We start from the raw sequence: 12,027 nt of genomic DNA on the forward strand, positions 1-12,027 counted from the left end.
CTCTGCCGTTCCCCCCAAAGGAGCAGTCCATGAGCCTGCTGGAGAAGTTCGACGTCCTCAACCCCGAGGTCATCAACAACCCCTACCCGTACTTCACCGAGCTGCGCGAGAAGGCGCCCCTCTTCTGGCTCGAGAGCCTCCAGGCCCACGCCGTCAGCCGCTACGAGGACGTGGCGTACATCCTGAAGAACCCCGCCCTGTTCTCCTCCGTGGACATCCGCGTCAACGGCCGGCTGGCCTCGGAGCGCTCCCCCCTGGATGGCTCGGTGTCCAACCTGGTCAACTCGGATCCGCCCATCCACACGCGGCTGCGCGGCCTGGTCAGCCGGGCCTTCCTGCCCAAGCGCATCTCCGAGATGGAGCCCCGCGTGCTCGAGCTGTCCCGGAGCTTCGTCGCGGAGATGACCGCCCGTGACGAGTTCGACTTCATGGACGGGCTGGCCTCGCCCCTGCCCGTCACCGTCATCTCGGAGATGCTCGGCATCGAGGTGTCCCGGCGCCGTGACTTCAAGCGCTGGAGCGACTCGCTCATCCACTCGGGCGCCCAGACGCTGCGCGACGGCAAGCCCCCGGAGGAGGCCGTCCGCAACGCCAGGGAGATGAGCGACTACATGGCGGAGATCGCCGAGAAGCGCCGCCTCGAGCCCAGGGGAGACCTCATCTCCCTGCTCGTGCAGAGCAGTGACGGCGTGGAGGCCCTGAGCCCCCAGGAGGTGAACTCCTTCGCCATCATCCTGCTCATCGCCGGCAACGAGACGACCACGAACCTGCTGGGCAACTCGCTCCTCTCGCTCATCCGCAACCCGGAGCAGTACGAGTGGCTGCGGCGCAACCCCACGCGCGAGGCCTGCGCCCGGGTGGCCGAGGAGACGCTGCGCTACGACTCGCCCGTGCTGGGGCTGATGCGCCGCACCACGCAGGAGGTGGAGCTGAGCGGCGGAAAGCTGCCCGCGGAGTCCACGGTGGTGGTGCTGGTGGGGTCCGCCAACCATGACCCGCGCAAGTTCGCCAACCCCGAGCGTTTCGACCCCCAGCGCGACACCCACGGCCTGATGTCGTTCGGCCACGGCATCCACTTCTGCCTGGGCGCCCCGCTCACGCGCCTGGAGGCCCCCGTGGCGCTCGAGGAGCTGATGGAGCGCGCCCCGCGGCTGGGCTTCGCCTCCCGCCAGCCCGAGCGCATCGACTACGGCCAGTCGTTCTTCCTGCGCGGGCCCCGCTCGCTCTGGCTGAGCAAGAACTGAAGCGTCCACACCCCGGAGAACACACCGATGACTCCTGAAATCAACCTCGAGACCCGGGAGATCCGGGCCAACCCGTACCCCACCTACGCCCGCTTGCGGAAGGAGTCACCGGTCGTTCTCTACAAGCACCCCATCTTCGGGAAGACCTACTACCTCACGCGCTACAACGACATCGTGAGCTCCTTCACGGACCCCCGGCTCGCCAACGACCGCCGCAACGTCCTGGAGGGCAAGAAGGATCCCATGGACCGCTGGTGGGTGCCCAAGCTGTTCCGGATCCTCCAGAACAACATGCTCTCCAAAGACGCGCCGGATCACCGCCGCCTGCGGGACCTGGTGCACAAGGGCTTCACCCCCCGGCGGGTCGAGGAGATGAAGCAGACGGTGGAGAAGATCGTGGGCGAGCTGCTCGACACGGCCCAGAAGAAGCCGGCCGTGGACCTGCTCGCCGACTTCGCGCTCCCCCTGCCCCTGACGGTCATCTCGGAGATGATGGGCGTGCCCGACGAGGACCGGCTGACGTTCCACCGGCAGATGGGCGGCCTGCTGGACAACCTCACCACCCCCGCGGGGTTCCTGCTCCAGACGCCCAACGCCTTCAACATGATGCGCTTCTTCCGCAAGCTCATCCGCCTGCGCCAGACGGAGCCCCGGGATGACCTGCTCACGGCGCTCGTGCAGGCGGAGGAGCAGGGAGAGCGTCTCAGCGAGGACGAGCTCATCTCCATGATCTTCCTGCTGCTGCTGGCGGGGCACGAGACCACGGTCAACCTGATTGGCAATGGGACGCTGGCGCTGCTGCAGCACCCGGAGCAGCTCCAGAAGCTGCGCGACAATCCCGAGCTGATCGGCTCCGCGGTCGAGGAGCTGCTGCGCTACGGCAACCCCGTGGACCAGCCCTCGCCCCGCTACGCCCGGGAGGACATCCAGCTGGAGGGGCACGTGATTCCGAAGGGCGCCACGGTGATGTGCCTGCTGGCCTCGGCGAACCGAGATGAGTCGGTGTTCGAGAACGCGGACACGCTCGACATCACCCGCAAGCCCAACCGCCACGTGGCCTTTGGCATGGGCGTGCACTACTGCCTGGGGGCGCCCCTGGCGCGGCTGGAGGGAACCATTGCCCTCCAGCACCTGGTGCGGCGCTTCCCGGACATGAAGCTCGCCGTGCCCGCGGAGCAGCTGCGCTGGCGCGGCTCCATCGGGCTGCGGGGACTCAAGGCCCTGCCGCTGCTCCTGTCACCGTTCGGAGCCCCGGCCGCCGTGCGCGAGGCCGCCTAGCCGCGTTCCCCCCTGGATGGCGGAGCGGCGGGTTGGGTTCCCGCCGCTTCCAGTAGAGGTTGCCCGCCGCCTCCCAGGGGGGCGGTCCAACCACTGGGAGCGTCGGTACGCGAAGGCGGCGAGAAGCTCGCCAGGCGATGCATCATGCCAAGCCTGCGGGTCACCGCCGCGATGAGCGGCGCCGTGACGGGTCTTACGACTTTGTCGAGCGCCGCCGCTGCCGCCTGCTCTTCGCGAGCGCGGCACGGAGCATCTCTCGCCGCTGCATCCCTGCATCGTCGGGCGGCGGTGGCTCTTCGAGGCGGGGAAACGACAACGCGACCTTTCCGCCGAACGGCGCGAAGACCTTGTTGAGCGTTTCGAGCGTCGGGTTCGCGTTCGGATCGTCCTCGAGCGTCGCGACGACGCTGGTGGCGAGCCTCACGGCTTGTGCGAAGGTCTTCCGGTCCATCCCCAGCATCGTGCCGCGGAGGATGCGCGAGGCGTCTCCGAGGCTGAACTCTCCGGTGGCGACCATGGCGGCGAGCTCTTCCAGCAGCGCCTTGCGTTCGAGCGCAGTCAACCGGGCGACATCGGCGCGCTTCATAGGAGACCCCACGTGCGCAGGCGCTTCTCGGTGCCGCGGAAGTCGAGCCCCGCGAAATTCAGCGTTTCCTCCGGCAGCCCGAGGTCCGCGAGGAGCTCGCGGAGATTGCGAAGACGCGAAGCAAGGTCGTGGAGTCCCTCGCGCAACGACGTCTCCTCCGGGCCGAAGCTTCGAAGGAGCCCACCCCAGTCCACATCTCCTCCGGCTTCGTACCCCTCCCACGTCGTGGTGCGGGTGATTCCTTCGAGGTCCATCCTCATCGGCGCGAAGTCGAAGATGGGCGCGAGGCGGACGGCACTGTCCGTCTTGAGCACGGCGATGTTCCTGCAGTGGTTGTCCGAGTTGCCGAACACCAGATTCAGCAGGTCGCGCTTCAGGTACTCGAGGCGCACCGCCGGCCAGACCGTCGCGGGAACGACGTCTTTCAGTGCACTCAATGCCGCTTGGTGCTTCTGGAAAGAGCCTGGCTCCGCCTTGAGCAGCGAGTAGAGGGACTCGAGTCCGTACCGGATTTCGCGGCCGTCCCGGCGCGCGACGTCAAAGCGGGGAAGCCAGAGGCTCGGGCCCGAGGGACCTTCGTGAAGCGCGAGCCCGTCTTGCGCAATGGTTTCGATTCCGAGCGCTGCGAGCGCTTTGTAATACACGAATTCCGACCGAAGGATGTTCCGGTCGCGTTCGCCACGGCTGCGCGCGAACTTGACGAGGTAATGCCGATCTGGACAGGCGGGCTCATCCTGCCAGACGTCGATCCACACCTGCTCCGCGGCGTCGCAGCGGAGCAGGAGCTTCGGCGAATCGCCGCCGGCACCTGTCGCGCCTCCTACCTGCGCGCCGGCATGGGCGGCGTACTCGATGAAGGCGTACTCGCGGTCGATGACGGCCTGGCGAGGGAAACGCTTGGGAGGTTCCTTCTTCGCGGGAACCGACTCCTCGATTCGAAGATTGCCGACCGGCGCAATCGTGCCACTCCGCAGGATTTCGAAGTCACTCGCCGCCTCATCCGCGAGGCCCAGCCGCCGCAGCCACCAGCGACGGGCACTCCCCATCGGTTGCAGGTCATCGAGAAACGCCGGCCAACGGCGCCAGACCCTGGGGCTGAACTCGACCGGGAGATTGAGACTTATTGCCGCAAGCGGCGGCGGGTCGGCGATCCACCGGATCAGGTACTCGTGCTCGTACTCGAAGATGCATCCTCCGCGTCGACCCTCCCGGACCGTAGGGAACTCGAGCAGCGCTGCCCGCTGCCACGACCCGTCGATCAACGCTTGGAGATGGAGCTTCACATCATCCTTTATAACGGATTCAAATCGCGCCAGCAGGGCTTTTAATCCGGTATACCGGTTTATCTAGCCCAGGGGCGGTGGTTTCTCCGGGTCGGAACGAGTCCTTTGACACCGTTCCGGAGCTGGCGGAGACGACTCGCGTCCTCACGCCTCCGGTCAGTCGTCGTCGACGCTTCCAACGGGGGCGCCAGAGGAAGGGCCCGCGCCGGGCCGCGCGGAGACATAGGCCGAGGCGGCACCGTGCCTGTACACCAGCTCCCCCCCCGCCTCGCCGGTCAGCACCGCCAGCACCCCCATGGCCAGCGAGCCGGCCGTCACGCCCACGGCGAGCCCCCGGCGAAGGCCCTCCTTCTTCAAGACGAGCGCCCCGAGCGCGAGCGCCAGCACGGCTCCCGAGGTCCAGACGAAGGCCTCCGCGAGCTCCTCGTGCCGCTCGATGGCGGACTCGGGGACGAGGCGCTCCACGCGCTCCTCCTCCCGCTCACCCGTCTGGAGGGAGGCCAGCCCGCCGCCCACGACCGCGAGCAACAAGGCCACCACCACGGCCCAGCCACCGGGGGACCACTTGCCGCGCAGCGCGGCGAGGGTGAGCCCCAACGCCAGCAGGGGGAGGATGAAAGCCAGCCCCAGCGGCAGATGGACCAGGGCGGGATGGAGGGGTAGGTTCGACATGGCGGATCTCCTTTTTTCTTCTTCGCTTCGCCGCCTGGAATAGCCGCGGGCGCCATGTCCCTCCATCCAGCAAAAGACGCAGCACCGGGAAACCCCAGGGATTCCAAAGCCTTGGAGCCATCCTTTGCGTCGGATGACGCAGAGGTTCCCTCCCGGTGGGAACGCGTGGTCCCCGGGGTGCTCTTCGCCGCCATCGCGGTGCTCATCGGGGTGGATGTGGTAGGCGACCAGCTTTCCGGTGCGAGTGGCCTGCACCTGGGCGCCGAAACCGGGGTGTTTCTGCTCGCCTTGTCGGGGCTCGCCTGGCTGTGGAGGCAGGTGCTCCTGTCCCGGAGACGGACGAGGCAACTCCAGCGGCGGCTCCTCGACGCACGCGCGGATGTGGGACGCCTGCGGGCGGATGCGGCCCATTGGCGGAGCGAGGCCCAATCGCTCCTCCAGGGGTTGGGCGTGGCGATCGATCGTCAGTTCGCCCAGTGGGGGCTCTCGGCGGCCGAGCGGGAGGTGGGACTGCTCTTGCTCAAGGGGCTGGCGCTGAAGGACATCGCCGAAACCCGGGGCACCAGCGAGCGCACCGTGCGCCAGCAAGCGCTGACGGTGTACCGCAAGGCCGGAGTCGCCGGGCGGGCGGAGCTCTCCGCCTTCTTCCTGGAGGATCTGCTCCTGCCTCAAGCCGCCCAGCAGGGGAGCTGAGTCGCGCCCCCAGGACGGGCTCCACCCCCTCCACCCGGCCCTGATTCACCCCGGAGAGGGTGTCAAAGAACTCTCCCTCGTTTCGAGTCCTTTGACACCGTCTCTGCCCAGCGCCTCGCTCTCCAAGAGCTATCGCAGTGACTCCAGCGCCAGGCTCGCGTTCGTATAGAGCATCGAGAAGTGCGCGTGCTCGCGACCCAGACGATGGGAAGGAGTGGCCTCGGCCTGGCTCCGCAGGTTCACGACCTGCTCCATCGCATGATTCCGTAAATGGCGCAGCGCGGCCTCACGGGTCTTGTCGGTCACACGGGACACCAGCGATTTCGGGATCTCCACGGCCAGCAGCCGCCCCTCCCGCTTCTGCAGGACCTTGACGCCCTTTGGATCGTCGAAGAGCAACCCGAGACAAAACTCGTCCAGCAGCAGGTATCCTCTCTTGTTGGGCAGTTCCCCCACGGGCGGAAGGAGGTCCTCCATGATGATGAGGGCACCGTCCTGTGCCAGCACCGCATCCATGTCGCGGAAAACCGTCAGCCAACTCTCCGGCTCGATCTCATGGAGGACGTTGCAAAGGATGACCAGGTTGATGCCCTGCCTGTACCTGGCGCTCAATTGCGCCATGCTCTCCCAGTAGTACTCCCCAGCAGCCCCTGGCTGTGTGAGCGCCACGATTCTCGCCTTGCAGGCCTCCCTCACCTCGGGCTCGGTGAATCGGGGGTGGTTATACGCGAAGTACTCGAGCCGCTGCTGGAGCGCGCTCCCGTCCTCTGCGGCGAGGCGCTCCCGGAGCGCGCTTCCGAAGCGGCCCTTGCCCGCCGAGTAATCCAGGATCCGGATCGACTGGTGGGTGGCGAGCCGCTGGTTGAGCATCTCGATGAATTGCGCTTGCTGCTTGTCGCCCGTCTTCGGGTCCGCGATACCGGCGGGCAACACGCATTGCGCGGCGAACTCCATGAAAGCGATCTCGTCCGCGTCGGACAGGAAGGTCGCGAGGCGCTCACGGCCCTCCTTCCCGCCCAGCAACGATTCGACGACCGAGGTGACCTTGTTTCCCGCGAACTCAATGGCACCGTCTTTGACGAAGTGCACCGAGTCCATTCCACCCCAGGCCAGCAGCGGAACGGAGTGGGTCGCCAACCAGATCTGCCCCTCGGGACCCAACACCTCGTCCCGTAGTTTCGTGAGTGCCCGGATGCACGCATCGTGGTGGAGATGGCTCTCCGGCTCGTCGATCAGGACGATCGCGTTGGAGAGGTCTTTTCGTTGCCGGTGAAGGCTGATCGCCCACGTGAGCAGGATCCTCTCCCCCGTCGAAAGCTCATCCGTCACGAACTGCCGACTCCGGAAGGTAGGGAGGACCTCCGTGTCTTCCAGGGTGAAGCCAATCTCTCCATCCAGGAGCGCACGCAGGATATCGTTGAAAACCCTGGCATCCTGCAACTGCCTGGCGAAGCCCTCATGGTTCACCATCCGAGGATGCTCGGAGTGGTACAGCGCTTGTGCGATCTGCGTGCAGTAGGCGTCCATCCCGCTGAAGGCGGAATCGAAGCCCACAAGGCTCGTGGCTTGTGCGGAGGTCTTGAGGTTCGCAGGGCTCATGTCTCGCGCACTGCGGATCCCTCTACCCTCCTTTGGATACAAGAGTGGAACCAGGGTGGCCTTGCTCTTGCCATTCACCGAGGAGAACCGAGTGTGGCGGAGCGCTTCGCTCTTGCCCTCGGCTTCCGAGCACTGTCTCTCATAGTGGGCAATCCGCTCGGAGTGGTCCTCCGGGTTCGCCGAGACTTGAAGCTTGGTCAGCTCATGTTGGGTCGCGTGAAAGATCGCCTCGTACTCACCGATGGTCCGGTCTCTGAGCAAGAAGATCTCCTGAACGAACCGAAGGTATCTGGATTTACCCGAGCCGTTGGGGCCGGCCAGGATGACAACCCTACCGAGCCGCTCGAGCTTTCCTCCGCGAAGACCTAGGTTCTTCGCGAGATGGGAGGGAAAGAGAATCTGGGTGATCATGGAGTGTGGCCTCGAGAATTAACGCCACCGTCCTACACCATCCCAGGCGACCGGGCGACCCGATGCGAAACCGGAGGCCGGGGATTCGCCCCAGCCCTGTCAGGGTGTCAGAGGATTCGAGTGAAGCGACCCGGCACGACACGCGGCGGAAATGAGAAGCGCGGAAAGCCGGCCGAGAAATGCAAACTGCTTCAAGGCCCGGCGCGCCGAGGCATGCCCCAACGGCCGCGGGCTGCGCTCGAGGTGCTCGGGCCGGATATGCGGGTGCTGTGCCCGCACGACCCAGGCCCCCAACACAGGCGTGTTCCGTGCACGAGCCTCGACTTCCACCCCCTCCACCAGTTCCCGCACCGCGCTCTGCCTCTCCTCACCCAGTCCTTCCCAGCACGGCAGGGGCGCCACCTCCAACTCCACCGGCTCGGCGATTTCCTCTGGAGCCGAGGGGCAGAGGAAGGCCGCTGACTCCTCGAGTGGAGAGAGTCCATCATCAAGGCGAGTAACGGCTGAAGACATAGTCGCGACTCTTGACCGCCTCGTGGCAGGGAAAGCAGGTCTTGAGCATCGCATCGTCGGCGGGTTTGCCGTCGTCGAACTGAGCGTATCCCCAGCCGCCAGTCGCGGCGTATTTCTTCGAGTCCTTCACCATGAACTGAACCCCGTTCTTCGGGGGCCCGGCCACGAAAGATTGGGGACGGCCGAAGACCTTGTTGTTCTCCTCCGACGGGACGTAGTCGTAAGCAAGCCGCGCGATGATGGTGCCATCGGGGAACGGGATCGTCCCTTCCCGGTAGGCCTTGATTGCTTTATCGTTGCCCAGAACCGCGCGGATGTCGTTGAGCTCGCCTCTCTCCTGGGCCACGGTGATGAGCCTCCAGTCGCGGTATCCAGGGGGGAGCTTCTTGACGAAGACCGGGGTGGCCTCTTCAGTGGCCTCTCCGGCTGCGATGGCCGCGGGGACGACGACACCGACCACCGTTGCAAGGACAGCCAGCAAGAGTCCGATCCGCTTCACGAGACCTCCTCTTTTCTATTTCGGATGTCGGTGGCGCTCACCTACGGCCTGAACGCCGCTCGGCGGGACGCACTTTCATCGAGTCCTGATGGCCACACCATGGAACGGCGGGGTGAGGAGGATGTTCGCTGACGGCCGACGTGCCGGCGAAGCTCGCGCTTGCTGCGCTGGTGGGCAGCAATGACTCTGGCCAGGTGGGAAGGCCGTGCCGCGCACCTCCCTGCAAGCGGCGAGGCCGAGCGGCGTCCGGCTCGCGCGGCAGCCAGTCGGCGAGCCGACCCATCCCGCGCTCGCCACCGGCGCCGCAAGCGCCAACTCACGGAGTGCCCACCGGAGTGCGAACGACGTGCACCGCGCATGACTTCGAGCGTTGCGCACTAGCCGTTTCCTCGCGCAGGTCTCACGTTTGACCTGGGTGTGCCCCCCCCCGCATCGAGCGGCGGCGCATCCCAGGAGGAGCGCTCTCATGGACTCTGAATCCATGCGAGGGGCCGAGCCCTTCTCGGCAGAGAGGACCCGCCTCCCCGGTGGGCCCACGCGAGGAGAGAGGCAGAGGCGTTCGCTTCGCTCGTTCCTCCGGACGTCGTCCCTGCCGGGGTCCAGGTGGAGGGCGTGCGCCTCCATCACCCCTTCCCCCCGCAGTCCCCCCAGGAGGCAGTCATGAGTGTCACCACCGTCATGAGTCACACCGAGACCCACGCCCCGAGCGCCGGGAGGGTCAACCTGAAGCTCGAGGCGGTCGTCCTTCCGGTCTCGGACCTCGACCGCGCGAAGAAGTTCTATCTGGGGCTCGGGTGGCGGCTCGACGCGGACTTCAGCAAGGGCAATGCCCGCGTGCTCCAGTTCACCCCTCCGGGCTCCCCGTGCTCGTTCCAGTTCGGCACCAACCTCACGTCGGCCGCGCCCGGCTCGGCCCAGAACCTGCTCCTGGTCGTGTCCGACATCGAGGCCGCGCGCAGGGAACTGGTGGGGAGCGGCGTCCAGGTGAGCGAGGTGTTCCACTTCTCCCAAGGACCGGCCCCCTTCGGCGACAAGGTCCGTGGGCCCGCGCCCAACCACCAGAGCTACGGCTCGTACGCGTCGTTCAACGACCCGGACGGCAACACCTGGCTCTTGCAGGAGGTCACGACCCGGTTCCCCGGGCGGGTGGACCGCTCCCAGATGTCGTTCAGCTCCGCGAAGGACCTGGCGAGCGCGCTCCGGCGCGCGGCGGCTGCCCACGGCGAGCACGAGAAGCGCAGCGGCAAGGCCGACGAGGACTGGCCCGACTGGTACGCGCGGTACATGACGGCGGAGGAGTCCGGAGAGCCATTGCCGTCGTGAGGGAATCCCATGACCCCTGTCCTCGACCCCCAGACCCGAACCGGAGCGATTCACCCCGCTCCAGCGCTCCCGCTCCGAGCTCGTTCGCAGCGCTCCCGCCGAGCGCTCTCCACCGCCGTGGTGGGTTTCGCCGGAGCCCTCTGCCTCGTCGGCGCTCCCCCCACGGCGCGAGCCGAGGTGCTCACCCTGCTCCCGCAGAACGCGGACGGGCTCGAGCAGACCTACTCACCGGCCTACGACTACGACAAGGACGGCTGCTACGCCACGGCCGCCATCGGTTCGGACGGCCGGCTGAACAGCGGGCTCGGCCTCGGAGGTGCGGTCAACGGTCACTGCCGGGACGCCCCGCAGCTCCAGAACGCGAATACCTACTCCCGCGCGAAGTGCAACAACGGCTGGTGCGCCATCATGTACGCGAGCTACTTCGAGAAGGACCAATCCTCGAACGGCGTCGGCGAGATCGCCGGCGGCTCGAACGGTCACCGTCACGACTGGGAGCACGTGGTCGTCTGGGTGCAGAACAACCAGGTGCAGTACGTCTCCCGTTCGGTCCACGGCCACTGGCAGGTGGACGACCGGTCGCACGTGCGCTTCGACGGCACGCACCCGAAAGTCGTGTACCACAAGGAAGGTGGCTTCACCCATTACTTCCGCCTCGCGAACGCCGATGACGACGCGGTCGAGAACGTGACCGGCGGCTGGTTCTACCCGCGCCTCGTGGGCTGGAACGGCTACCCGAACGACTTCCGGGACCGCCTGATGAACACGGACTTCGGCTCCGCGACGATCAAGATCAACGACCAGAACTTCAACAAGGCACTCAGCGACGCGAAGCCCGCGGGAATCTCCTTCGACCCCAACGCCTAGCGAGAACCCGCCGGAGAGGGTGTCCCGGAGAGGGGGAGAGGGTGTCAAAGAACCCGGAGAGGGTGTCAAAGAACTCGAGCAACACCACGTGGCACGACACGTGGTGGAAAGGAGAAGAGCGGAAAGCTGGCCGACAAATCTCCTCGCATCCACCGAGCCGCCGCCTCTCGGAACGCCGCGACGAAGGCCCGGTACTGCTCACGCAACTCCTTCAAAGCCTGACGCGTCGAGGCATGCCCCAACGGCCGCGGGCTCCGCTTGAGGCGCTCGGGCCGGGTATGCGGGTGCTGTGCCTGCACAGCTGGCGCCCCCAAGACGGGCGTATCCTGTGCGCGAGCCTCGGCTTCCACCTCCTCCACCAGTCCCCGCACCGCTCTCTGCCTCTCCTCCTCCCCCAACCCTTCCCAGCACGGCAGCGGCGCCACCTCCAACTCCACCGGCTCGGCGATTTCCTCGGCGAATCGCCCCTCCCCCGCTGCCCCCTCCTCGCCCCCCCTCTTGCTCCAGCGCTTCGTCCAGTTGAACCACTGGAACACTCGCCTCGCCGGCCCCAGCAACTGCGCCAGACACGTGAGTCCCGGCCACTCGGCACTCCTCTCCACCAGGCCCTCCTTCACTCCATGGGCCAGCACGTAGCGCAACCTCCCCACCAGCGCCGTGTCGTCCAACACCGGCTCCGCTGAGTAGCGTCGCTCCCAGAAGCCTCCACTCCAGTCCACCAACCGTCCCACCTTCTTGGAGAGGTTGGCTCGCAGGTATTGCATGAAGGCGGCGAGCGCCGCGCCTCGGGCCCACACCAGCAGGTGGAAATGGTTGGAAGCGAAGGTGAAGGCATGCAGCCGGACGTTGCCGGCGCTGTGCTGGACGGCTTTTGCCAGCACTCCTCCCACCACCTCGTTCACCTCCGCGCTGGGACGCAGCAGCAGCCGTCCCTGGAAGCACCTGGACGTCACGAAGTAGTAGCCCTCCTCTTGGAACATCCTCAGCGGCCAGCCCATCCCCTTCCCCTCCGTACAGTCCGCGCGCTCGATGCACCCCTCGGGCCAACCGCAACTCCTC

At 66.6% G+C, this 12,027-nt stretch carries 11 protein-coding genes; 5 read left to right on the top strand and 6 right to left on the bottom strand.

The window, feature by feature from the left end; all coding sequences use genetic code 11:
• The first annotated feature begins 29 nt into the window (after window positions 1-29).
• A complete protein-coding gene (locus VFZ09_RS13900; RefSeq protein ID WP_329728036.1) occupies window positions 30-1,244 on the top strand; it encodes a cytochrome P450 in 1,215 nt (404 codons plus the stop codon).
• A gap of 27 nt (window positions 1,245-1,271) precedes the next feature.
• Window positions 1,272-2,522: a cytochrome P450 gene (locus VFZ09_RS13905; protein ID WP_329728037.1), complete on the top strand. Its 1,251-nt coding sequence runs from the start codon at window positions 1,272-1,274 to the stop codon at window positions 2,520-2,522.
• Between the two features lie 193 nt (window positions 2,523-2,715).
• On the opposite strand, the gene VFZ09_RS13910 is transcribed toward VFZ09_RS13905, so the two are convergent.
• The 3 genes from VFZ09_RS13910 to VFZ09_RS13920 all read right to left on the bottom strand — a co-directional run bounded on the left by VFZ09_RS13910 (window position 2,716) and on the right by VFZ09_RS13920 (window position 5,063).
• Complete coding sequence (locus VFZ09_RS13910; RefSeq protein WP_329728038.1) at window positions 2,716-3,108, bottom strand: hypothetical protein; 393 nt, start codon at window positions 3,106-3,108, stop codon at window positions 2,716-2,718.
• A complete protein-coding gene (locus VFZ09_RS13915; protein ID WP_329728039.1) occupies window positions 3,105-4,391 on the bottom strand; it encodes a type II toxin-antitoxin system HipA family toxin in 1,287 nt (428 codons plus the stop codon). The genes VFZ09_RS13910 and VFZ09_RS13915 overlap by 4 nt, the downstream gene beginning before the upstream one ends.
• 156 nt (window positions 4,392-4,547) lie before the next feature.
• Window positions 4,548-5,063: a DUF2231 domain-containing protein gene (locus VFZ09_RS13920; protein ID WP_329728040.1), complete on the bottom strand. Its 516-nt coding sequence runs from the start codon at window positions 5,061-5,063 to the stop codon at window positions 4,548-4,550.
• 165 nt (window positions 5,064-5,228) lie between these two features.
• Here VFZ09_RS13920 and VFZ09_RS13925 point away from each other — a divergent pair, with 165 nt between their 5' ends.
• Window positions 5,229-5,756 carry a LuxR C-terminal-related transcriptional regulator gene (locus tag VFZ09_RS13925; RefSeq protein ID WP_329728041.1) on the top strand — a complete coding sequence of 176 codons (528 nt, stop codon included), beginning with the start codon at window positions 5,229-5,231 and terminating at the stop codon, window positions 5,754-5,756.
• Window positions 5,757-5,885: 129 nt separating this feature from the next.
• On the opposite strand, the gene VFZ09_RS13930 is transcribed toward VFZ09_RS13925, so the two are convergent.
• Entirely contained in the window at window positions 5,886-7,766 is a 1,881-nt protein-coding gene (locus VFZ09_RS13930) for an AAA family ATPase (RefSeq protein WP_329728042.1), read from the bottom strand.
• Between the two features lie 487 nt (window positions 7,767-8,253).
• On the bottom strand, window positions 8,254-8,778 hold the full coding sequence (locus tag VFZ09_RS13935; RefSeq protein WP_329728043.1) for a cytochrome P460 family protein: 525 nt from the start codon (window positions 8,776-8,778) through the stop codon (window positions 8,254-8,256).
• Window positions 8,779-9,438: 660 nt separating this feature from the next.
• On the opposite strand from VFZ09_RS13935, the gene VFZ09_RS13940 reads away from it, so the two are divergent.
• Both VFZ09_RS13940 and VFZ09_RS13945 read left to right on the top strand, forming a co-directional pair.
• Window positions 9,439-10,101 carry a VOC family protein gene (locus VFZ09_RS13940; protein WP_329728044.1) on the top strand — a complete coding sequence of 221 codons (663 nt, stop codon included), beginning with the start codon at window positions 9,439-9,441 and terminating at the stop codon, window positions 10,099-10,101.
• A 177-nt stretch (window positions 10,102-10,278) separates the two neighbouring features.
• Window positions 10,279-10,968 carry an NPP1 family protein gene (locus tag VFZ09_RS13945; RefSeq protein WP_329728045.1) on the top strand — a complete coding sequence of 230 codons (690 nt, stop codon included), beginning with the start codon at window positions 10,279-10,281 and terminating at the stop codon, window positions 10,966-10,968.
• 65 nt (window positions 10,969-11,033) lie between these two features.
• On the opposite strand, the gene VFZ09_RS13950 is transcribed toward VFZ09_RS13945, so the two are convergent.
• Window positions 11,034-12,027: hypothetical protein (locus VFZ09_RS13950; protein WP_329728046.1), on the bottom strand; the 994-nt coding region annotated here is incomplete at its 5' end.

Source organism: Archangium sp. (assembly GCF_036277355.1).
In the GTDB taxonomy this organism is placed as follows: domain Bacteria; phylum Myxococcota; class Myxococcia; order Myxococcales; family Myxococcaceae; genus Archangium.